20 protein-coding genes are annotated in these 23636 nt (G+C 43.7%); 13 read left to right on the top strand and 7 right to left on the bottom strand.

Annotated elements, in window-relative coordinates; genetic code table 11:
- The first annotated feature begins 88 nt into the window (after nucleotides 1-88).
- Nucleotides 89-1579, top strand: a complete 1491-nt coding sequence (der, locus tag XBJ1_RS12695) for a ribosome biogenesis GTPase Der (protein WP_012989393.1) — start codon at nucleotides 89-91, stop codon at nucleotides 1577-1579.
- Between the two features lie 206 nt (nucleotides 1580-1785).
- Here der and XBJ1_RS12690 read toward each other — a convergent pair whose 3' ends face one another.
- The 5 genes from XBJ1_RS12690 to XBJ1_RS12675 all read right to left on the bottom strand — a co-directional run bounded on the left by XBJ1_RS12690 (nucleotide 1786) and on the right by XBJ1_RS12675 (nucleotide 5778).
- Nucleotides 1786-2007: a protealysin propeptide domain-containing protein gene (locus tag XBJ1_RS12690; RefSeq protein WP_012989392.1), complete on the bottom strand. Its 222-nt coding sequence runs from the start codon at nucleotides 2005-2007 to the stop codon at nucleotides 1786-1788.
- A 280-nt stretch (nucleotides 2008-2287) separates the two neighbouring features.
- Nucleotides 2288-3355 (bottom strand): M4 family metallopeptidase, encoded by a 1068-nt coding sequence (locus XBJ1_RS12685; protein WP_012989391.1) that lies wholly within the window; start codon nucleotides 3353-3355, stop codon nucleotides 2288-2290.
- 202 nt (nucleotides 3356-3557) lie between these two features.
- Nucleotides 3558-4466 (bottom strand): oxygen-dependent coproporphyrinogen oxidase, encoded by a 909-nt coding sequence (gene hemF, locus XBJ1_RS12680; RefSeq protein ID WP_012989390.1) that lies wholly within the window; start codon nucleotides 4464-4466, stop codon nucleotides 3558-3560.
- Between the two features lie 311 nt (nucleotides 4467-4777).
- Entirely contained in the window at nucleotides 4778-4909 is a 132-nt protein-coding gene (locus tag XBJ1_RS22575; RefSeq protein WP_012989389.1) for a hypothetical protein, read from the bottom strand.
- 74 nt (nucleotides 4910-4983) lie between these two features.
- The gene (locus tag XBJ1_RS12675) at nucleotides 4984-5778 is read right to left on the bottom strand and encodes a tail fiber protein (RefSeq protein ID WP_232503282.1); all 795 of its coding nucleotides are present in this window, start codon (nucleotides 5776-5778) and stop codon (nucleotides 4984-4986) included.
- A 470-nt stretch (nucleotides 5779-6248) separates the two neighbouring features.
- Here XBJ1_RS12675 and mlaA point away from each other — a divergent pair, with 470 nt between their 5' ends.
- Entirely contained in the window at nucleotides 6249-6998 is a 750-nt protein-coding gene (gene mlaA / locus XBJ1_RS12670; protein ID WP_012989387.1) for a phospholipid-binding lipoprotein MlaA, read from the top strand.
- A 62-nt stretch (nucleotides 6999-7060) separates the two neighbouring features.
- On the opposite strand, the gene fadL is transcribed toward mlaA, so the two are convergent.
- Nucleotides 7061-8377 carry a long-chain fatty acid transporter FadL gene (gene fadL / locus XBJ1_RS12665; protein ID WP_012989386.1) on the bottom strand — a complete coding sequence of 439 codons (1317 nt, stop codon included), beginning with the start codon at nucleotides 8375-8377 and terminating at the stop codon, nucleotides 7061-7063.
- Between the two features lie 351 nt (nucleotides 8378-8728).
- On the opposite strand from fadL, the gene XBJ1_RS12660 reads away from it, so the two are divergent.
- The 4 genes from XBJ1_RS12660 to sixA all read left to right on the top strand — a co-directional run bounded on the left by XBJ1_RS12660 (nucleotide 8729) and on the right by sixA (nucleotide 13500).
- Nucleotides 8729-9025: a YfcZ/YiiS family protein gene (locus XBJ1_RS12660; RefSeq protein WP_080516004.1), complete on the top strand. Its 297-nt coding sequence runs from the start codon at nucleotides 8729-8731 to the stop codon at nucleotides 9023-9025.
- Between the two features lie 182 nt (nucleotides 9026-9207).
- A complete protein-coding gene (fadI, locus tag XBJ1_RS12655; protein ID WP_012989384.1) occupies nucleotides 9208-10518 on the top strand; it encodes an acetyl-CoA C-acyltransferase FadI in 1311 nt (436 codons plus the stop codon).
- Nucleotides 10518-12695, top strand: coding sequence for a fatty acid oxidation complex subunit alpha FadJ (fadJ, locus tag XBJ1_RS12650; protein ID WP_012989383.1), 2178 nt, complete (start codon nucleotides 10518-10520; stop codon nucleotides 12693-12695). The genes fadI and fadJ overlap by 1 nt, the downstream gene beginning before the upstream one ends.
- 322 nt (nucleotides 12696-13017) lie before the next feature.
- The gene (gene sixA, locus XBJ1_RS12645; protein WP_012989381.1) at nucleotides 13018-13500 is read left to right on the top strand and encodes a phosphohistidine phosphatase SixA; all 483 of its coding nucleotides are present in this window, start codon (nucleotides 13018-13020) and stop codon (nucleotides 13498-13500) included.
- Between the two features lie 18 nt (nucleotides 13501-13518).
- Here the strand turns inward: sixA and smrB are convergent, their stop codons facing one another.
- Entirely contained in the window at nucleotides 13519-14061 is a 543-nt protein-coding gene (gene smrB, locus XBJ1_RS12640) for an endonuclease SmrB (RefSeq protein WP_038199077.1), read from the bottom strand.
- Between the two features lie 261 nt (nucleotides 14062-14322).
- Between smrB and hutI the strand changes: the two genes are divergently transcribed.
- The 7 genes from hutI to prmB all read left to right on the top strand — a co-directional run bounded on the left by hutI (nucleotide 14323) and on the right by prmB (nucleotide 23498).
- The gene (gene hutI / locus XBJ1_RS12635; RefSeq protein WP_012989379.1) at nucleotides 14323-15576 is read left to right on the top strand and encodes an imidazolonepropionase; all 1254 of its coding nucleotides are present in this window, start codon (nucleotides 14323-14325) and stop codon (nucleotides 15574-15576) included.
- 16 nt (nucleotides 15577-15592) lie between these two features.
- On the top strand, nucleotides 15593-16552 hold the full coding sequence (gene hutG / locus XBJ1_RS12630) for a formimidoylglutamase (protein WP_012989378.1): 960 nt from the start codon (nucleotides 15593-15595) through the stop codon (nucleotides 16550-16552).
- Nucleotides 16553-16572: 20 nt separating this feature from the next.
- Nucleotides 16573-17304, top strand: a complete 732-nt coding sequence (hutC, locus tag XBJ1_RS12625; RefSeq protein ID WP_012989377.1) for a histidine utilization repressor — start codon at nucleotides 16573-16575, stop codon at nucleotides 17302-17304.
- A gap of 280 nt (nucleotides 17305-17584) precedes the next feature.
- Complete coding sequence (gene hutU / locus XBJ1_RS12620; protein ID WP_012989376.1) at nucleotides 17585-19294, top strand: urocanate hydratase; 1710 nt, start codon at nucleotides 17585-17587, stop codon at nucleotides 19292-19294.
- Nucleotides 19295-19308: 14 nt separating this feature from the next.
- On the top strand, nucleotides 19309-20841 hold the full coding sequence (gene hutH, locus XBJ1_RS12615; RefSeq protein WP_012989375.1) for a histidine ammonia-lyase: 1533 nt from the start codon (nucleotides 19309-19311) through the stop codon (nucleotides 20839-20841).
- A 90-nt stretch (nucleotides 20842-20931) separates the two neighbouring features.
- Complete coding sequence (locus tag XBJ1_RS12610; protein ID WP_012989374.1) at nucleotides 20932-22305, top strand: amino acid permease; 1374 nt, start codon at nucleotides 20932-20934, stop codon at nucleotides 22303-22305.
- A gap of 260 nt (nucleotides 22306-22565) precedes the next feature.
- Nucleotides 22566-23498: a 50S ribosomal protein L3 N(5)-glutamine methyltransferase gene (prmB, locus tag XBJ1_RS12605; protein WP_038199072.1), complete on the top strand. Its 933-nt coding sequence runs from the start codon at nucleotides 22566-22568 to the stop codon at nucleotides 23496-23498.
- Nucleotides 23499-23636: the final 138 nt, after the last annotated feature.

Below are 23636 nucleotides of genomic sequence, written 5' to 3'. Positions count from 1 at the left end.
GTCTTTTTAGTATCTGTTGTAGTGGAGCTTCGAGTGGATCACTTTCAGCAGGATATCGATTTACATCTAGTTATGAGGCATCAAAAAAATGATACCTGTTGTTGCGCTGGTTGGGCGCCCGAATGTCGGAAAATCCACCTTATTTAACCGTTTAACCCGAACCCGAGATGCGTTGGTAGCGGATTTCCCTGGTTTGACCCGTGATCGTAAATATGGACGGGCAGAGGTTGAAGGGCAGGAATTCATCATCATTGATACCGGTGGTATCGATGGTACAGAAGATGGCGTAGAAACGCATATGGCTGCGCAATCTTTGATGGCAATTGAAGAAGCGGATATCGTCCTGTTTATGGTCGATGCCAGATCCGGAATGATGCCAGCCGATCATGCGATTGCAAAACATCTGCGTAGCCGTGAAAAAGCCACCTTTTTGGTAGCGAATAAAACCGATGGTATTGATACCGATACTGCTATCCCTGAGTTCTACTCACTGGGGTTGGGGGATATATATTCCATCGCCGCTTCCCACGGCCGTGGTGTGACACAACTGATCGAGCATGTGTTGTTGCCATTCTCCGAAAAAGAGAAAACGGAAGAAGTTGAATTAACGGAAGAAGAAGCCAATGCAGCTTATTGGTCTGAAATAGAGCAGGCTGAATTGGAGGCTGCTGAAGAGGAAGAGAAGGAGGCCGTTTTTGATCCTACTACTTTGCCGCTGAAATTGGCGATTGTTGGTCGTCCAAACGTGGGTAAATCCACATTGACTAACCGTATTCTGGGCGAAGAGCGAGTCGTTGTTTATGACATGCCGGGAACTACCCGAGACAGTATTTATATTCCAATGGAGCGTGATGGCCGCGAATATATCCTGATTGATACAGCAGGGGTTCGTAAACGTGGCAAAGTAACCGAAACGGTTGAGAAATTTTCTGTTATCAAAACGCTTCAGGCCATTGAAGATGCTAATGTTGTTTTGCTGATAGTTGATGCCCGTGAAGGGGTTTCTGATCAGGATCTCTCTCTGCTCGGTTTTATTCTCAATAGTGGGCGCTCTTTGGTTATTGCGGTCAACAAGTGGGATGGCATGAGCCAGGAAGACAGAGATCACGTTAAGGATATGCTGGATTTGCGTCTCGGTTTTGTCGATTTTGCTCGTGTTCACTTTATTTCTGCGCTGCATGGCAGTGGGGTTGGCAACTTATTTGACTCGATTCTGGAAGCTTACGAAAGTGCTACCCATCGCGTTAGTACTTCCATGCTGACTCGTATCATGCATATGGCAGAAGAAGATCACCAGCCGCCGATGATACGTGGGCGCAGAGTTAAAATGAAATATGCCCACGCAGGGGGATATAACCCACCTATCGTGGTGATCCACGGCAATCAGGTGACAAATTTGCCTGATTCTTATAAACGTTACTTGATGAACTACTTCCGTCGCTCTTTAAAAGTCATGGGAACACCTATTCGCATTCAATTTAAAGAAGGGACTAACCCTTATGCGGATAAGAAGAATACTTTGACGGCCACACAGCTTCGTAAACGTAAACGTTTAATGTCGCATTTGAAAAAGCGTTAAATATTAAAATAAATATGCATGAAATAAAGGGCTATTTTTAGCCCTTTATTGTTACTGATATATATGATTTACTTAGCTATCTTATTAATTTATTTTTGATTCTTTTTAAGGTAATAAAATAATTTCATTACTACTGTCTGAATGGAAATTTGTTATCAATTTACAGCCAAAACTAATTCAATTTATTAATGTATAATTATTTTTTATTATTGCAACTTGTCAGGTTTATTTATCTTTTTATTATCAGTTGATAAATTATCTTCCGGATGTAACGCCTCCTCTTCTTTAGCTGAATTTTTCATTGTATTATTAACATGTTTTAACGTCCTTATCACACATTCCCTGTCATTTTCATCACAATTATTGGCAATATATTCCAGTAGATAGGGAGGAATGATATTGTACTTGTCTATTTTACTATTACGCATAATGTTAACCAGTTTGTGTGTTGTTATATGTATCTGTTTTAGGGTACTTAGATATTAGCTAAAATAATCATATTAGTCACTGGTAGAAATGTAAATTTATTGTATTTCTATGTTTTTTTATTAAAATCAATGTATTAATGCAAGGGTAGTCTAAATCTAAAATATATTGAGCTATAAATATTAAGAAAGGGCTATCCTTAGCCCTTTCTTGTTTAATATCAATTATTCTGTTTAATAATAATTGATATTGTATTAATGATTATATTGATGTTGGTGTTAATTATTTTGTTGGAATGATAATCCCAACTTTGCTCCAGCAATTATTCACGATATCTGAAATTTCTTTATCAAATAATTTTTCAGCGTTTTTAATGGTTAATTCTGCAAAATCATCAAAATTGGCATCTGAAGATAAACGTTCGTCGAGTAACGTTTCATACCAGATTTTACCTGCACGTTCCCATGAATAACCACCGAGCTCCACTGCCAGTAGATAAAAGGCTCTGTTAGGAATACCAGAATATATATGAACTCCGCCATTGTCCTTTGTGAACGGTAGCTCTTTATATTGATCCATATGACCAACTTGCTTGTCTCCGGAAAAAGCCGTTCCCGGATTTACAAATGTACGTAAGGCAACATCCGGTTTATTGTCTGGATTAAACTTAGATCCAAGTAGTCCTTTTCCGATAAGCCAATCGGATTCACTGGCTTTTTGTTTATCGAAGTACTGTTTTACCATAATACCAAACACATCTGAGATGGATTCATTTAACGCGCCAGATTGATAAGCATAAAAAAGTCGTGCTTCACTCTCAATCACACCATGCGTTAATTCATGTGCTATAACATCAATGGCAGAAGTGAAGCGATTGAAATATTTTCCACTTTTATCTCCATCGCCAAAAACCATCTGTTTTCTAGACCAAAATGCATTCATGTAGTTTTGACCATAATGTACAGTTGCGACTAGCTTGATGCCTTTGTTATCGAGTGAATTACGGCCAAAAACTTTTTTGTAGAATTCATGGGTCTTACCGAGATACTCATAGGCTTCATTGACAGCAACATCCTCACTCTCAGGCATACCTTCGCGTCGTGCTACCCTATCACCTGGAAATATCTCTTCATATTCTGCATCGTAGATAGTTCGATTTAATTCATCATCAAATTCTACTTCATTTTCCTGTTGTAAAAGCTCTTCTCCAATAGAGATATTCATTAAGTGATGAACATGATCTAATGTTTTTAGTACATAATGATTAGAGCACTCATCACAATCGCTAGAGATGTGTTCTAAAACAAATGGAGGGATTAAGCTATATCTGTTGATTTCATTATTTTTCATGATTATCCCCTTTATTATTAGATGTTATGTTTGTGTTTTTTGGGCCCGTTTGAATACTAACTATAATAGTTGAGTTAGTCACTAGGGTAAATATTGATTTTTTATGTCAGGGAATTGCCAATGAAAAATAATAAATTAAATTATTAGTGTTCTGATATAGAACAGGAATATAGGTGTTATCCGATATTCCTGATTTTAATTATCATATCCAATCTTTTTTTATTAGAAAGGAGGTGTAAAATTCAGCTTCTGGAGAGTTTGGCTCAGGAGAATGATTATATTCCCAACGTACTAATGGCGGCATGGACATTAATATTGATTCAGTGCGTCCACCGCTTTGCAGGCCAAATAATGTTCCTCTGTCCCAAACTAAATTAAATTCAACGTAACGGCCACGTCGATATAATTGGAATTCTCTTTCGCGTTCTCCCCAGTTTATATTTTTCCTTCTTTCTACAATAGGCAAATACGCGGCCAAAAAACCATTACCGACAGCTTGCGTAAAGTTAAAACAAGTTTCAAAATCAGGGGTATTTAAGTCGTCATAAAATAATCCACCAATTCCGCGTGGTTCATTACGGTGTTTTATAAAGAAATAATCATCACACCATTTTTTATATTCAGGATAAACATTGTTGCCAAAAGGTTGGCATAATGTTTTGGCGACGGTATGCCAATGAATGGCATCTTCTTTGAAGCCGTAATAAGGAGTGAGATCAAAACCACCACCAAACCACCATACTGGTGCTTCCCCTTCTTTTTCCGCAATAAAAAAGCGAACATTGGCATGACTAGTCGGAATATAGGGATTGAGTGGGTGGATAACAAGGGAAACGCCCAGTGCTTGATAGCTACGACCTGCTAATTCAGGACGGTGGGCGCTTGCTGATGGAGGAAGTGAAGCCCCAGTGATATGGGAGAAATTCACGCCAGCCTGTTCAAAAACGTTGCCTGCCTTTAATACGCGACTGCGACCACCACCGCCTTCTTCCCGCTGCCAGCACTCTTCCATAAAATTGGAGTGACCATCAAGTCGCTCAAGTTGTTTGCAGATTTCATCCTGTAATGAGAGGAAAAAATTCTTAACTTGGGATATGTTAGGTATATTCATGATTAAAGCACAACCTATTGATAATGTTTAGATAAATATCATTTTTTAACGAGTTTATTTTTGTCTATTTATGAAGTTGTTTATACATAAAACGCTGAACAAACCTATAAACAAAACATAAGATAAGAACAATGTGGAAGAAAAGAAAGCATAAGAATGAATTTGAGATCAATAAAACAAGGTCAGTACGCTAAGCGTTCTGACCTTGTGAGAGGTTGCAATGCACTTCGCCAAGAAATCTATTGAGGTGACAATAACGAATGTTACTGTTAGTGAGAAGATACCCCGCTACGGCTAAAGACGCACCATTTTTACAGTTGATCGACTATCTCCAGTAAATCACTGCGCTGGTCGGCAGTCAGACTCTCCAGTCTCCGGTCATCCAGGATGAGCAACTGACTGCGACTCAGTTTGCTCAACAACCCAACCGGGGATAAAGTCATTCTATTCCTTTACCAAAGTGTCCGAATTTATTAAAGCACAACAGAAAGTTGCGGGTTTAATTGTTAGCTCAGAATTAGGCGGCTCTTACTATGTAATTGAATGCTATGTTGCGGGGTCGGGTTTCTGTTCCTGTTGAATTAGCAACCGCATTATCCATGTAACCATAACCACCCGAACCCATTCCTATAGCAATACCCAATCCCCGAGGATCAGCTCCGTAGTTAATGTTTTCCTGGATGCTATTGAAAATGCGGTTCCCTGTACCTAAATTCTCGGCTCCAGCAGTTGAGCTGGACCACATGCGGTTAATTCTGTGGCTATGTGGAGCGATATCTGCTGCTTGATTAGAAAGCAGATGTCGCCCAGTGTCCACTCCTCGCCCATTATCCCAGCCGCGAATAAACTCCCCTCGCAAATCGGGTAGTACACCAGAGGGATAAGCAAGGGCAAGTTTCGGATATCTTACTATATCAAACGAGTTACCGTTACATATCAGCCAGCCTTCTGGCGGTGTTTCTGTAGGCCAGGGAACAGGAACGCCGACAGGTAAGGACAACCCTTCCATTAATGGCTCTATTCCAAGGTTCTTAACAAACTCTTTTTTATCAGGTATATCAGCTCCATTCCGATCTTTTGCTAAACGAGTATTGGCATTGTCATTCGCATTACTGGCATTCTGATTAGCTGTATTAGCCAAATTATACGTTACTTTCACTGCCTTTGGTGTTGCCGCCATAGTTTCACTATCACTACCGACATCATTACTCAGAACAACAAAACCTTTATCCTGTAGTGTTGCATTGGGGTGATTACGGCTTTGGGCGTGTTCTTCAATAGATTCTTTTACATAATTACGACTGGGTACCACGAAAAGATCACAGTCACAAGGGCATGGTGTCTCAGGCTTATTATTTTGAATACTCATACTTAATCCCTCATTTAATCAACAATACACATTGCTAAATAACATGAAGGCGGGCTACTTCTCCGCCAGTGAACATCAATAAAATAGGTTCATCAATACTGGAGAGGACGTTTTGACTAAGTTCGGTTGGTGAATTGTATGTTTGTGATGTCAGGATGACACGAAATGACGGTTTGGAAATTAATAAAATCCATATCCCACTGATAAAACTTAGAGTTTAAAGGAGATAATTGTCCCCTTTAACTTAACTCCTTTTTGCTTGAGATAAGACATGACGTTCTGTTTGCCTATTTAATCACCACTCTTTTTGATTACCAATAATGAGAAATTGAAAGTATATTTAACGCATTGGTAAATATTGGCAGAATGCAAGGTGAGAGCCAGTGTCTAAAAGTGATTACGTGGAGAATAACATGAAGTATCGTCTGAGCGGGGTGGCTCTTACAGCAGTATTATTGGTGGGATGTGCCAGTTCGAATTCGGTGGAACAAGGGCGTTCTGACCCGCTGGAGGGCTTCAACCGTGCCATGTTCAACTTTAATTATGATGTTCTCGATCCTTATCTTCTGAGACCCGTTGCTGTAGTTTGGCGAGATTATGTGCCGATGCCAGCACGAAATGGCATTGGTAACTTCGTGAGTAACCTTGAAGAGCCGGCCAGTATGGTCAACAGTATTCTGCGCGGTGATCTCCATAATGGCGCGAAGCATTTCAACCGATTTTTTTTGAATACCCTTCTGGGAATGGGCGGGTTGATTGATGTCGCTTCAATGGCGAATCCGAAGCTGGCAAAAGAAGATCCAATGCGTTTTGGTAGTACGTTGGGGTATTACAATGTTGGTTATGGTCCTTATGTTGTTTTGCCTGGTTATGGCAATTTCACTCTGCGTGACGATGGAGGGAATGTCGCGGATATGACTTACCCCGTATTAAGCTATCTCACACCTTGGATGTCCGTAGGAAAATGGGTATTTGGAGGTATTGAAACCCGCGCACGTTTGTTGGATTCCGATGGCCTATTGAAAAACTCTTCCGATCCATATTTGATGATGCGTGAAGCGTACTTCCAGCGCCATGATTTTATGGTCAATGGAGGCAAGCTTTTGCCAGAACAAAACCCTAATGCGACGGTGATTCAGGATGAATTGGATTCCATTGATTAATGATGGAACCATGATCAAAAAAGGATAGCACCCGCTATCCTTTTTTCGATTTCAGTATTCGGTTAGAACGTGTAGTTAAAGTTCATACCGTACAACCATGCAGTTCCTTTGGAATCGAACTCATAGGGTTGACTAAAAGGTCCTTGTTGAGCATCTTCTGGTAATTTTTCGCTAACACGTACTTTCTTTCCACGCATGTAGGAAACACCGATATCCACAGAAGCGTCTTTATTGAATGCGTAAGTGCTTCCCACACTTAACCAGAAACGATCCTGATCTGGAATGGAGATAGAGCGGTTTTTGGCGGGCACAGGGCTTTCATCGAAGGCGATACCGGTACGGAATGTCCAGTTGTCATCATAGTAGTAAGTTGTACCCAGAGAGACGCGGTAAGCATTACGGAAATTTTCATCTTTTTGGAACAGCGTCTTACCGTTGTCTTTATTCTTACCTCTCAACTCCTTAAATTCACTCCAGCCAGTATAGAGGAAGCTATAGTGAATGGCCCACTGAGGTGCGACGCGGTTATAGCCGGAGACTTCCCACATATCAGGTAAATTCAGATCCAGCGTACCTTTAATTGTATTGCCGCCAGTGCCACGGGGTTCTGGTAAGTCATTGCTGAAATCGCCATCTTTAAACTTCACTTTGACTTTTGAACGGTAAGTCAGGCTATAACGGTTATTCTCATCATACTGATACAAAATGCCTGCATTCCAGCCATAGCCCCAATCTTTGCCTTCTAAACGGGAAGCTTCATAGGTTGCTGGAATAGGTGCTCGTGGGTTATAAGGACCAACTTCACCCATGTGACGAACAATTGTGGCATCTGCATAGACGGCGTTTACGCCCAAACCAAAGCTAAATTGATCATTAAGCTTATATGCACTGCTCAGATTCAGGTTAACGGTTTTAAGTGAGGTTTTGCCTCCAACCAAGCCAGCAGCATAGTTATTACTGAATTCGGTTGCTAAGCCAAAATTGGAAGTCGCTGATGCACCAAGGAACCACTGATCATTGATCGGTGTAATAAAATGTAAGTTTGGTATCCATGCATGTGGGGCAATATTTTTAGCATCAGTGCTGTTTTTAACGCCAGTTCCTAGTTGAGGAACTGGAGATCTACCCGTGATATCAACATTTGGATTTACATAAACCAAACCGCTGGAAAATGATGGGCGATCAAATAGGGTCATGGCTGCGGGGTTACGACTACCCTCAGACGCGTTGTCTGCAACGACACCTGCTCCAGAAAAAGCACGACCGAGTCCTGATGATGAATACTCATTTAATTGAAAACCGGCAGCACTAGCGTTGGATGAAATGACTGCAACCGCCACTGCTAATGCTGAACGTGTAAACAGGTTTTTTTGGCTCATAACCAAAACCTCATTATTTAATTATTATTTAACATGCTACTCAAGTAGCTGAGAGCGCGGGATTGTAGAGTCGGTTTATCATAATGACAAATCAGACCAGTGCAGGAAGTATAGGCCTGACATTAGAAGATGTTGCAAGAATGTTTTTAAGATATGTTCAAAATGATTGCCGAAATGGGACGAACTTAACAAAAAACAGTCAGCGCATGTTAACGAATTGTGATGGCTAGTTTGTTAGCGCGATGAGATCAATAAATAATGAAATAAGTGATGCCAAACAGCGTAAACGCTGGTTATCGGGGGTTGGAACAACGTAAAATCATCGATAGGCTTTCATCGCAGGAGAAAAAAATGCCTGATACAATTAAACGTTGTAATGCGGAAGAAACCGCTGCTTGCTGTTGTGTTGATGTCGGTACCATCATTGACAATGAAAACTGCACTGCCTCTTACCAGAGTGTTTTTGCCAATAATCAGGAAGCGGAAATGATGCTTAATATATTGACTGTAAAGGCAAAATCAGGAGAGTCAGAGCCATGCGTAATAAGCCATAAAATCGAAGCAGTTGACGATGGGGTGAAACTGACTATAGATTTTACGTTTAGCTGTCAGGCTGAGGCTCTGATTTTTCAATTAGGATTACGCTAATTATCTTCATAACCGTTTTCCTATCGCGGTTTGTTGCTTTTGCTCGCATTTTTCGTCTATTCCTGTTTGCTATTTTCCAACATTGCGTTAACAATGCTCCATCAGGTCTGACCTCTTGTGAGGTGAGCAAATGTTTTTAATCAATCAATTGATTTAATTAATAATTATTGTCAGGAGTTGCTATGGGTCGTTCTTCAACAAAAGTGGCACAGCAAAAGGAGCGTGTTGCTATTGTCAGTGGGTTGCGCCTTCCTTTTGCGAAACAGGCAACGAGTTACCATGGTATCCCAGCTGTCGATTTGGGAAAAGCCGTTGTCAGTGAACTGGTCATCAGAAGCGGATTGTCGCCAGAGAAGATCGACCAACTGGTGTTTGGACAAGTCGTTCAAATGCCGGAAGCACCAAATATCGCAAGGGAAATTGTATTAGGCGCAGGATTAAGTGTTAGCACTGATGCTTATAGTGTTTCCCGTGCCTGTGCAACCAGCTTTCAGGCGATTGCGAATGTAGCTGAAAGCATTATGGCTGGCACAGTGAATGTAGGCATTGCCGGCGGCGCTGATTCCTCATCTGTGTTACCGATTGGGGTAACAAAATCACTGGCTCGCACTTTGGTCGATATGAACAAAGCCAAGAGTTTGTCACAGCGCTTAAAATTAATCAGTCGATTGAAATTGCGGGATTTACTGCCAGTATCTCCTGCGGTTGCTGAATATTCCACCGGATTGAGGATGGGCGATACGGCGGAACAAATGGCTAAAACCTACCATATCAGCCGCGAAGAGCAGGATAAGTTGGCACACCGTTCCCATATACTGGCAGCTAAAGCCTGGCAGCAGGGTTGTTTGAATGAGGAAGTGGTAGCGGCGCATTTTCCGCCATACCGAGACACATTGACAGAAGATAATAACATCCGAAAAAATTCAGTTCTCACGTCTTACTCCAAATTGCGGCCGGCCTTTGATCGTAAGTACGGAACCGTAACCGCGGCGAATAGTACTCCGTTGACTGATGGTGCTGCCGCAGTCATGTTAATGCGCGAATCGGTCGCCAAAGAGCTTGGTATGACTCCGCTGGGTTATTTGCGTAGTTATGCGTTTTCTGCGATTGATGTCTGGCAGGATATGCTGTTGGGGCCATCCTATGCGACGCCGATTGCGCTGGAGCGGGCGGGTATCACTTTGAATGAACTCTCACTTATTGATATGCATGAAGCGTTTGCCGCTCAAACACTGGCGAACTTGAAAATGTTTGCCAGTGAAAAGTTTGCGCGTGAAAAACTGGGGCGCTCTCAGGCAGTGGGTGACGTAGATATGGATAAATTCAACGTATTAGGTGGTTCAATAGCTTATGGTCATCCATTTGCCGCGACAGGTGCCAGAATGGTCACCCAGACATTGAACGAATTGCGTCGTCGTGGTGGCGGGTTTGGGCTGACGACAGCCTGTGCCGCAGGTGGATTGGGTGTAGCGATGGTATTGGAGGTAGAATAATGGCTCAGGGCGAAAAAGAAACCATTATGTCAGAGACACAACCGAAGCAATCGGTATTCAATTTTTCGGTCAGAGATGACAAGGTTGGTGTGATTACTATTGATGTACCAGGTGAAAAAGTAAACACACTGAAAGCTGAATTTGTTGAGCAATTTCTGACAGTCTTTGAGAAGGCACAACAGGCTTCCGGCTTGAAAGGGTTGGTAATCGTGTCTGGTAAGCCTGATACTTTTATCGCTGGTGCCGACATCACGATGATAGCAGGCTGCCAAACCGAAGAAGATGCGACGGAACTGGCTGAAAAAGGTCAGAGATTATTTGCTCAGATTGCCAATTATCCTTTACCTGTAGTTGCCGCCATTCACGGTGCGTGTTTGGGGGGAGGGCTGGAGCTGGCCTTGGCCTGTCATATACGTGTCTGTTCTCTGGATGATAAAACTCGTCTTGGTTTGCCGGAGGTTCAGCTTGGATTATTGCCGGGCTCTGGAGGAACTCAGCGATTACCTCGCCTGATAGGTGTCAGCGCAGCACTGGACATAATATTGACTGGCCGACAGCTCAAGGCTAAGCAGGCACAGCGTCTGGGTGTGGTGGATGATGCAGTTCCCTTGGATATTTTGCTGGATGTGGCTGTTCAGTATGTTAAGAAAGGCACCCCCAAGCGTAAGCCATTGGCATGGTCTCAGCGTATTTTGGCGAGCGCTCTGGGCAGGCCATTGTTGTTCCATATGGTTCATCAAAAAACGCGTGCGAAAACCCATGGGCATTATCCTGCACCAGAGCTGATTATTAATGTCGTTCGCACAGGATTGGAAAAGGGGCTTAAAAAAGGCTTTCAGGCAGAAGCCAAGGCGTTTGGTGAACTGGCAATGTCACCGGAATCGGCAGCCTTACGCAGCTTATTTTTTGCCTCAACGTCGCTAAAAAATGAAACCGGCTCGTCGGAACAGCCTGCCGAGATCAAGTCTGTGGGAATTTTGGGTGGCGGTTTGATGGGGGGCGGTATTGCCAACGTGACCATGACACGCGGGAATTTGCCTGTTCGTATCAAAGACATCAATCAGAACGGCATCAATCAGGCTTTGAAATATACCTGGGATATCCTTTCCAAGCGAGTAAAACAGCGTCGTTTGAAATCAAGCGATCGTTCTCGCCAGATGGCTTTGATTTCGGGAACCACAGATTACAGTGGCTTCAGGCAGGTCGATATTGTGGTTGAAGCCGTATTTGAAGATTTGGCGCTGAAACGAAAAATGGTTGCAGAAGTTGAAGAACATTCGAAACCTGAAACTATTTTTGCTTCGAATACTTCATCGTTGCCAATTTGCCAGATCGCTGAAATAGCCTCTCGACCAGAGAAAGTGATTGGCCTCCACTATTTCAGTCCCGTTGATAAAATGCCATTGGTGGAAGTTATTCCACATACGGGAACAAATGAAAAAACGATTGCCACCGCAGTCGCACTAGCCAAAAAACAGGGAAAAACGGCTATTGTCGTGGGTGATAAAGCCGGGTTCTATGTTAACCGGATTTTGTCCCCTTACATTAATGAAGCGGGTTATTGTCTGGCGGAAGGTGAACCGATCGATCATATCGATAAGGCACTGGTAGATTTTGGTTTCCCGATTGGGCCCATTAATTTGCTGGATGAAGTCGGCATTGATGTTGGTACAAAAATTATTCCTATTCTGGTGGCGCAATTGGGGAGCAGATTTACCGCACCGGGCTTCTTGGATGCAGTTTTAAAAGATAACCGAAAAGGTAAAAAGAATGGCCGTGGTTTCTATTCATATGGCGCTAAAAAGAGCAAATTCTGGCCTTTTGGTAACAAAACCAAAGAGGTGGATGTCTCGATTTATTCCCTGTTAAAAATTAAGCCACATGCAAAAATGCAACCATCAGACATTGCCCAGCGTTGCATGATGCTCATGTTGAATGAAGCAGTTCGCTGTTTAGATGAAGGTATTATCAGAAGCCCCCGTGATGGTGATATTGGTGCGGTATTTGGCATCGGTTTCCCTCCATTCCTGGGGGGGCCATTCCGTTATATCGATAGGCTTGGCAGCGATAAAGTTGTGGCAATTTTACATCGTCTGGAACAGCAGTACGGAGAGAGATTTACGCCCTGTGAGTATTTAGTTCAGATGGCTGAACAGAAAAAGAAATTCTACAAATAAATAACAGTTTCATTCGCAAAATCAGTTATATCGGCTCTTGTCATCGGAGCCGATTTTTTTATGAAAAATAATTGATATTTTTTTGATTATTTTAACCCACTGAATAGCAGGAGATAATGATATTGAGACAATCAGATATAAATCATTTTTAGTCATTTTATTTGTTTTTGTTTTAGGGCAGAATGCCAGTTAGTTCTAAAAGATTATCTTGATAATATTACTTGGATTTCATTATTAATGCCGTAAACCAATGGCTTGTCTCATAAATATTTAATTATATATTGGATTAAGACAGGTTCTGAAATTAACTAAACGGTGGATTATGTACGTTTTTATTATGCGCCACGGTGATGCTGCCGTAAATTCGATCAGCGATGTAACACGGGAGCTGACTCCCCGTGGGCAGCAAGAATCACAGGAAATGGCCTGCTGGCTTACGCAACAAGAGCCTGATGTTGATTGTATCTTAGTCAGCCCTTATATCCGGGCAAAGCAGACTTTAAAGGTGGTTCGTGAAAACTTAACGTTGCCCGGCAATGAGGAAGAGCTGGCGGAGTTGACACCGTCGGGAGATGTCGCATTGGTGGCGAGTTATTTGCAAGTTTTGGCAACGCAAAAGTACAACGCTGTATTGGTGGTTTCTCATTTACCCTTAGTGGGATATTTAGTTTCTGAGCTTTGCCCTGAACAAACGCCACCTATGTTTTCGACTTCCAGTATTGCCTGTGTGGAATTAGATCCTCAAACAGAGAAAGGTCGCCTGTTATGGCAAACCTCTCCGGCGCAGTTAGCAGCAAAAGATTAACTTCATCCAGAGGATAAATTAACGCTCCATGAGTTCATTCATTTCTATCAAAATGAGCAGTGCAGCGTTACCTCCCCACTCTTTGGGGGCTTGATGGAAAGCAATAATATCAGGGTGCTGGGCAAGCCATAAAGGCGTTTGCTGTTTAAGAATATGTTTACCGTGACCATGCATGACGCAGGCGCAATAAATGTGTTCACGACGGCAGGCCGCAATCAGAGCGCCAATTTCTTGCTTGGCCTGTAGTTGGGTTAATCCATGTAAGTCCAGAAAAAGCTCAGGGGAATAATCACCACGACGTAGCTTCTTCAATTCATAATGATTGGCACCTTCTCGAATATAGCGGGTTGGGCCTTCCATATCCAAATTAGGTTGGAACTCATCGGAAAAATAGTAACTGGCATCGACTTGTTCTTGCATCAAGCGTTCAGGTGCAATATAGCTCATTTTTTTTCTTTGAGGGGAGTGCAAAACGGTGTCTTGAACGATGCGGCGGGCTCCCGTGACAGACGTTCGAAATAGACTGATATCTTCTTCACTCATCAGGTTTTTCTTCTTCATTACTCTCTAATTCACTGACAAATTTTGGTAATTGTACCCGATTTTTTGCGATTTTGCTTAGAAGCTATTGCATAAGATTAATATGTGCACTCAGGTGACTGTGTAAATTGTAAAATATTCGCATCGTGGCGGATAGCTTCTGAAAAATTCATGATATTCATCCCTGCCCATAAAATTATTTGACAATCTTGGCTGGTTATAAAATAAATGTATATACAACATAAAGGTTGATACCAACAAGAAAAATAACAGGACGATACAATGCCTATTGAGCTGAAAGATACTGACGTTATTTGGCGTAATGCCAGACTTGCCACAATGAACCCTACAATCAACAACATTGATGGCAAACATCATTATGGCATGCTGGAGCAGCATGATCTGATCGTTCGGGGTGAAAAAATATTGGCGATTATTCCGACGGCTAGCATGCCAACTCACCATTGTCACATTATTGATGTGGAACAGCGGCTGATCACCCCCGGATTAATTGACTGCCATACTCATTTGGTTTTTGGTGGCAATCGGGCATCAGAGTGGGAGCAGCGTCTCAATGGCGCTTCTTATGAGGAAATCAGTGCTAAAGGAGGAGGAATTAATTCTACGGTCAATGCGACCCGAAACAATTCCGCGCAACAATTGGAAGTGGCCGCCCAGAAGCGACTCAATGCTTTGATCGCTGAAGGGGTAACGACGATTGAGATGAAATCAGGTTATGGGCTGGATCTGGTAAATGAAGAAAAACAGTTGAATGTCGTTCAGGCACTGGCGCAGAAAAATGCCATCGAAATCAGCCCCACATTACTCTCTGCTCATGCCGTTCCACCTGAATATAAACACAACTCTGATGCTTATATCGATTTAATTTGTGATTCCATTCTTCCTACACTGTGGCAAAAACAATTATTTGAATCTGTAGATGTTTTTTGCGAAACCGTCGGTTTTAATCTCGACCAGACCAAACGTGTGTTTGATGCGGCACAACGCCTGAATATTCCTGTAAAAGGCCATGTTGAGCAATTGTCTAACATGGGAGGCAGTGAATTGGTTGCTGATTATCAAGGCTGGTCGGTTGATCACATTGAATATCTGGATGAAAAAGGTATTGAAGCCATTAGTCGTAGCGGTAGTGTGGCCGTGTTACTGCCCGGCGCATTTTACTTCCTTAAAGAGAAAAAACTCCCCCCTATTTCGCTATTGCGTCAATACCGAGTGCCGATGGCAATATCGACAGATTTCAATCCGGGTACCAGTCCTTTTGCTTCTTTGCGTCTGATTATGAATATGGCCTGCGTGCAATTTGGGTTTACCCCAGAAGAAGCATGGCAGGGCGTAACCATTCATGCCGCCCGTGCATTGGGGAGAGCTGAAAGCCACGGCCAGTTGGCGGAAGGTTATATGGCAGATTTTATTGTCTGGGATGCCGAGAACCCGGTGGATATCTTATATGAACTTGGACGTAACCCACTGATTCATCGTATCTATCGTGGTGAAATTACACACAATGTTCAATAATGGTGAGAGAAACAACATGAAATTATGGCACCCGACATCAGAAAACATTTGGCAAGGACGTAATGATCTCGCAGAAGCGGATAATGCCCTGCGTGTGTTCCAGACAATAAAACAACCCGCCAATTTTTCTCCGGAAGAATTTCCTCACCATATTGCGTTATTGGGATTTGAGTGTGATGAAGGCGTTAAACTTAACCATGGTCGGCCGGGAGCGAAATTAGGGCCGGAATATCTGCGTCAGTCATTGGCCAATATGGCCAGTTATGATGGTCATGAGCGGCTGGTGGATTTGGGAAATATTCGCGCTGATCCTGAAAAATTGGCTGAAGCACAGAACGTGCTGAGTGAAGCTGTCTATGAGTGTCAACACCAGAACATGCGAACACTCATTTTTGGCGGTGGGCATGAAACGGCATTTGCTCATGGAATGGGAATTTACCGCGCGTTTCCGACACAACGCGTAGGTATTATTAATTTTGATGCGCATCTGGATCTGCGTAATTCGGCGCAACCTACATCAGGAACTCCTTTCCGGCAGCTTGCCGATTATTGCCAGCAGCATCAGCGTCCGTTCAATTACACTTGTATTGGAGCCAGTTTGGCATCAAATACTCAGGCTTTGTTGGACGAAGCCAATCATCTTGATGTCACCATCATTTGGGATACTCAATGTATTGAGTCGATGCTGGATAAAGTAAAGGAACAAATTCAAAATGTGATTAATCAAGTTGATATAATTTATATGACCATCGATTTGGATGTACTGCCAATCTGGCAAATGCCGTCGGTTTCTGCTCCCGCTGCTCTGGGAGTGCCGTTAGAGCGTTTGTTGCCGTTAATTCAACTCATCTGCCAAAGCAAAAAGTTACAGGCTGTCGATTTGGTTGAGCTTAATCCTTTGTATGACATTCAAGGAATGGGAGGCAAAGCAGCGGCTCGCCTTACGTGGCAATTGGTGCATTGGTGGAATGGGTAGCTAATGAGAAGGGATTTATTGTGACAGTCGATTTATCAGATACATTTGTCAAACCTGTGCCTTTGTATGCAAAAGTTAAGCAGGCGATTATTGAAAAAATATATACAGGAGAATGGAAACCCCATGATCGGGTTCCCTCAGAATCTGAATTGGTTAAACAGTTTAGCTGTAGCCGCATGACGGCAAACAGGGCGTTGCGGGAGTTGATGGCAGAAGGTTTTCTATTTCGTTTGCAAGGAGTGGGATCGTTTGTGTCTGAACCCAAAGGACAGTCCGCTCTGTTTGAAATTCACAGTATTGCCGATGAGATTGCGGAACGTTCTAACCAGCATAGTTGTAAGGTACTGAAACTTGCAGAAGTGAATGCCAATATAACACAGGCGGCAGAATTGGGAATTGTGGCTGGTACGGCAATCTACCATTCGATTATTGTGCACTATGAAAATGATGTCCCTGTGCAGATTGAAAATCGTTATGTCAACGCTCAGGCTGTGCCGGCGTATCTGCGACAAGATTTCAACCAGCAAACTACCCACGATTACTTATCAATGGTGGCTCCCCTGACGGAAGGGGAGCATATTGTTGAAGCGGTTGCGGGAGATGTCCGTTCTTGTCGGTTGCTGCAAATTGAGGCAGATACGCCTTGTCTTTTAATTAGCCGCCGAACATGGTCGAAAGAACATATTGTCTCAAGTGCTAAATTATTATTTCCCGGGCATCGATATAAATTGAAAGGGCATTTCAGCTCATGATTTGCATAAAAAAATCTCCCTTTGTTTTTAATATAGGGAGATTTTTTCACAAACAATTGTGACCATCATGTAAATCCGATGTGATGTAAAACACAAAAATAATAAAAACATTCACCTGCCAACTGAAGAATAAATCATTATCATCTTATTGATATCTAGCATAAAAGATACCATCCTCCAAATTATTGACTTTATCTGTGTCACATTTTTTTCTATTGAATCTACATGTATATACAACTATACAATTAACAAACTTTATAACGATGAAAAGGAAAAAACCGTGACGATGCAAAATAATAAATTCAGCAACGAGGTCATCCGTGCCCCCAGAGGAACGCAGCTCACAGCAAAAAGTTGGTTAACGGAAGCCCCGCTCCGCATGCTCATGAATAATCTCGATCCTGATGTGGCTGAAAATCCTCATGAACTGGTCGTTTATGGAGGGATAGGCCGTGCCGCCAGAAATTGGGAATGTTATGAAAAAATTGTGGAAACCCTGAAAAATTTAGAAAATAACGAAACATTACTGGTGCAGTCAGGTAAGCCAGTGGGTGTTTTTAAAACTCATGAAAACGCACCGCGTGTATTGATTGCAAACTCGAATCTGGTTCCGCATTGGGCAACGTGGGAACATTTTAACGAACTGGATGCTAAAGGGCTGGCAATGTATGGTCAGATGACGGCAGGTAGTTGGATTTATATTGGCAGTCAGGGCATTGTGCAAGGCACTTACGAAACGTTTGTTGAAGCGGGACGCCAGCACTATAACGGTGATTTGACCGGACGCTGGGTACTGACTGCGGGTTTGGGCGGTATGGGGGGAGCACAGCCGCTGGCGGCAACGTTGGCAGGTGTTTCGTCACTGAATATTGAGTGTCAGCAAAGTCGCATTGATTTCCGTCTGCGTACCCAATACGTCGATGAACAGGCAACCGATCTGGATGATGCGTTGGCGCGTATCAAGCGATATACCCAAGAAGGTAAGGCAGTATCGGTGGCATTGTGTGGTAATGCGGCAGAAATTGTCCCTGAGTTGGTACGTCGTGGCGTTCGTCCGGACATGGTGACGGATCAAACTAGTGCACATGATCCACTGCATGGCTATTTGCCGGCAGGCTGGACATGGGAAGAATATTGTCGCCGTGCCGAAACTGAGCCAGAAGTCGTGATTCAAGCCGCGAAAGCATCGATGGCAGTACACGTGGAAGCGATGCTGGCTTTCCAGAAACAGGGTGTTCCTACTTTCGATTATGGTAACAATATCCGTCAAATGGCGAAAGAAATGGGTGTTGAGCATGCCTTTGATTTCCCGGGTTTTGTTCCTGCTTATATTCGTCCTCTTTTTTGTCGGGGAATTGGGCCTTTCCGTTGGGTCGCGCTCTCCGGTGACCCTGAAGACATTTACAAAACTGATGCTAAAGTTAAAGAGTTACTGTCAGATGATGAACACCTGCATCGCTGGCTGGATATGGCGCGGGAACGCATCAGCTTCCAGGGTTTACCTGCCCGTATTTGTTGGGTTGGCTTGGGAGACCGCGCTAAATTGGGATTGGCATTCAATGAAATGGTACGTAGCGGCGAACTTTCAGCACCGCTCGTGATTGGGCGTGACCATTTGGATTCCGGCTCCGTGGCGAGTCCCAACCGTGAAACCGAATCCATGAAGGACGGTTCTGATGCCGTTTCAGATTGGCCATTGCTGAATGCCTTATTAAATACGGCCAGTGGTGCGACATGGGTTTCCCTGCATCATGGGGGCGGAGTTGGTATGGGGTTCTCACAGCATTCCGGTATGGTGATTGTCTGTGATGGCACGGATGAAGCCGCAGAACGTATTGCTCGTGTGTTGCACAATGACCCTGCAACTGGTGTCATGCGTCATGCTGATGCGGGTTATGAACAGGCCATCCAGTGTGCCAAAGAGAGGGACTTAAACCTGCCGATGCTTGATACAAAATCATCAGACACAAAAACCGTCGAAACAAAATAAGGAGCGTCATTAATATGAAACACATTACTATTCATCCCGGAAAAATGACGCTTGAAGAGTTACGCCACATTTATCAGTATCCGGTGCAAATTACCTTAGATGAGCAATGCGTTCCTGCCATTGAACGCAGCGTTGATTGTGTTAACCGTATTATCAATGAAAACAGAACAGCCTATGGTATCAACACGGGTTTTGGCCTGCTGGCGAGTACTCGGATTGCCGAGCAGGATTTAGAAGAACTGCAACGTTCCCTTGTGTTGTCACATGCTGCTGGTGTCGGTGAGCCTTTGCCGGATGAGATTGTCCGGTTGATTATGGTATTGAAAATCAATAGCCTTGCCCGTGGTTATTCCGGTATTCGTTTAGACGTCATTCAAGCGTTGATCACTTTGGTTAATGCAGAAGTTTATCCCTGTATTCCGAGCAAAGGTTCTGTGGGCGCTTCGGGAGATTTGGCTCCACTGGCGCATATGAGCCTGTTATTGCTGGGCGAGAGTAAAGCGCGTTACCGTGGGGAATGGCTGCCAGCTAAAGACGCCTTGGAGAAGGCAAATCTTAAACCGATTCGGTTGGCGGCAAAAGAAGGTCTGGCGTTGCTTAATGGCACACAAACCTCTACTGCTTTTGCCTTGAAAGGACTTTTTGCAGCAGAAGACTTACTTGCCTCAGCAGTGATTTGTGGCGCGATGTCTGTTGAAGCGGCACTGGGTTCTCGTAAACCATTTGATGCGCGTATCCATGAAGCACGAGGCCAGCAGGGGCAAATCGATGTAGCTGCTCTGTATCGTCTGGTATTGGAAGAACAAAGTGGTCTATCTGAATCTCATAAAAACTGTCCGAAAGTTCAAGACCCTTATTCATTGCGTTGCCAGCCACAAGTAATGGGCGCTTGCCTTACACAGATCCGTCATGCTGCCGACGTGATTATGACTGAAGCCAATGCGGTTTCTGATAATCCGTTGGTCTTTACCGACCAAGATGAAGTGATCTCTGGCGGTAACTTCCATGCTGAACCTGTTGCTATGGCATCGGATAATCTGGCTATTGCACTGGCGGAAATAGGTGCACTGTCAGAACGCCGTATCTCTTTGCTGATGGATAGCAACATGTCCCAGTTACCGCCGTTCCTCGTCAATAACAGCGGGGTGAACTCCGGCTTTATGATTGCTCAGGTGACAGCGGCAGCGTTGGCGAGTGAAAACAAAGCATTGGCGCATCCTTCCAGCGTTGACAGCTTGCCGACATCAGCGAATCAGGAAGACCATGTATCTATGGCTCCGGCGGCAGGTCGTCGTTTATGGGAAATGGCTGACAACGTGCGGGGTATTTTAGCGATTGAGTGGCTGACTGCCTGTCAGGGCATGGATTTCCGTGACGGATTGAAGAGCAGCCCGATACTGGAAAAAGCCCGTCATATCCTCCGTAATAAAGTCGCTTATTACGATAAAGATCGCTTTTTTGCACCAGATATTGACGCAGCTATCCAACTGTTGATTGAACAACAACTTTCAGCACTGCTACCTACCGGAAAATTATTGATAAATTAAACATAAATAAGTCGTCTAAGGCCGGTTTCTGCCCGGCCTTATCGTTGTATTTATCTTTCATATCTAATAATAAAGACACAAGGATAAATCATGCAAAACACTTCACAACTCAAGCGAGGCTTGAGCGTTCGCCACATTCGGTTTATGGCGTTGGGGTCAGCAATCGGGACTGGGCTTTTCTATGGTTCAGCAGAAGCCATTAAAGCCGCGGGTCCTGCGGTATTATTGGCATATGCCATTGGTGGGGCGGCCGTTTTCATGGTCATGCGGGCATTGGGGGAGATGGCGGTTCATCACCCTGTGGCGGGTTCTTTCTCTCATTATGCCAGTCACTACTTAGGGCCATTGGCAGGTTTTCTGACGGGATGGACTTACGTATTTGAAATGCTGGTTGTCTGCCTTGCTGATATCACCGCATTTGGTCTCTATATGAAACTCTGGTTTCCGCATGTTGACCAATGGATTTGGGTACTCAGCATCGTCTTTTTCATTGGGGCGATAAATCTGTGTAACGTCAAAGTTTTTGGTGAAATGGAGTTCTGGCTTTCTATCATTAAAGTCACTGCAATTGTTGCCATGATTGTCGGTGGCTTTGTGATCATGATGTATGGCTTCGGCCAGGAAGCGGGTCATGTCACTGGCCTGTCAAACTTGTGGGAACATGGCGGATTTATGCCAAATGGCATTGCGGGAGTGATTGCTTCGTTTACGGTGGTCATGTTTGCATTCGGTGGTATCGAAGTAATCGGTATTACAGCCAGTGAAGCGAAAAATCCAGAAAAATCCATCCCCCAGGCAATCAACGCTGTTCCATTCCGTATTTTGCTGTTTTATGTACTCACTCTGTTTGTCCTGATGTGTATCTATCCGTGGAATCAAATTGGCCAAAATGGCAGCCCATTTGTCCAGATATTCTCAAGTCTGGGAATCGATTCTGCGGCTAATATTCTGAATGTTGTCGTAATTACTGCGGCGATTTCAGCGATCAACAGTGATATCTTCGGCTCAGGACGGATGATGTATGGCATGGCACAGGAGAAACAAGCGCCCTCAGCCTTCACGAAATTAACCAAAAACGGCGTACCGTGGATCACTGTGCTGGTGATGTCGTGTGTACTGCTAATCGGTGTCGTTTTGAACTACCTGTTACCTGAAAAAGTGTTTGGGATCATTGCTTCCATTGCGACATTTGCAACGGTGTGGGTATGGCTGATGATTTTGTTGTCACAATTCATCATGCGCCGAAAAATACCGGCGGAAGAGGTCAAAAAGTTAAAATTCCCTGTTCCCCTTTGGCCTGCAGCACCTATTCTGACGATTTCATTCATGGCATTTATCATCGTCGTATTGGGATATTTCCCCAGTACCCGCATCGCGCTGTACGTCGGGATAGCATGGATAGCATTACTCACCCTTAGTTATTTCTTGTGGGTGAAAAAGTTGTGGGTGAAAAAAACGAGATAACGCCCAAATATACCACCCTGTGAATACAGGGTGGTTTTCTTACCCTCTCCAGAAAATAATTGCGCTTTATTGAACTCTCCCAGTAGGCCATTCTATTTGCTTATTTGCGTACTCTTTCTGTACAAACTGGCTGTAACATAGGTACTCACTGAGATAGGCTCATTATTCACTGACATAATTCCCATGCTCAGATAGCTGATTTGTGACTGGGATCATGGCAAAATAACGCGCTAATACATTTTTGTGGCTTGGAGATGCTTGTGGATAAGATTTTTGTGGATGAGGCCGTCGCGGAGCTGCATACCATTCTGGATATGCTGCGCTGGTCAGCCAGCCGTTTTAATGCCGCCAATATCTATTACGGTCATGGGACGGACAATTCGTGGGATGAGGCTTTGCAGTTGGTTCTGCCAACACTGCACCTGCCTCTGGACGTTCCTGAATCCATGATGGCAGCTCGTCTGACCTCAACCGAGCGTCATTGTATTGTGGAACGTGTTCTGCGCCGTATTAATGAACGTATTCCGGTTGCCTACCTGACTAACCGGGCCTGGTTCTGCGGTCATGAATTTTATGTTGATGAACGTGTGCTGGTTCCCCGCTCACCGATTGGTGAATTAGTTAACAACCAATTTGCAGGATTGCTTCCACAGGAGCCATCTACTATTTTGGATCTGTGTACCGGAAGTGGCTGTATCGCGATTGCCTGCGCACATGAGTTCCCTGAAGCCGAAGTTGATGCCGTTGACATTTCAGGTGATGCATTGGCAGTGACTGAACAGAATATTGAAAATCATGGGCTTTTGAATCGCGTTATTCCTATCCTTTCTGATTTATTCCGTGATATGCCACCGATGAAATACGATCTGATTGTCACTAATCCTCCTTATGTGGACGAAGAAGACATGAACGATCTGCCCGATGAATTCCTCCGTGAACCTGAATTGGGATTGGCTGCGGGAGTTGATGGGTTGATACTGGCTTGTCGTATTCTTGCGAATGCGCCGGATTTCCTGACCGAAGAAGGGGTGCTGATCTGTGAAGTGGGTAACAGCATGGTGCATCTGATTGATCAATATCCTGACGTGCCATTTACATGGCTGGAGTTCGAAAACGGTGGTGATGGTGTCTTTATGCTGACACGCGAGCAATTAGTCGAACATCACGAATATTTTCGCCTGTTTAAAGATTAATATTTTTTCATCATACTCAATGGATAAGGCTGTTCTTGATTAAATTCAAGGCAAATAAAAGTGCCGGAATAAGATAGGTTTTAATCATTGAGTGAGTTATTGTTAATTAATCTAATCTTTAACGCATAATTAATTGAT

The organism is Xenorhabdus bovienii SS-2004 (genome assembly GCF_000027225.1).
Taxonomy (GTDB): domain Bacteria; phylum Pseudomonadota; class Gammaproteobacteria; order Enterobacterales; family Enterobacteriaceae; genus Xenorhabdus; species Xenorhabdus bovienii_C.
The sequence above is the reverse complement of the archived record's forward strand: the minus strand, read 5'-3'. Positions and strand labels throughout refer to the sequence as shown.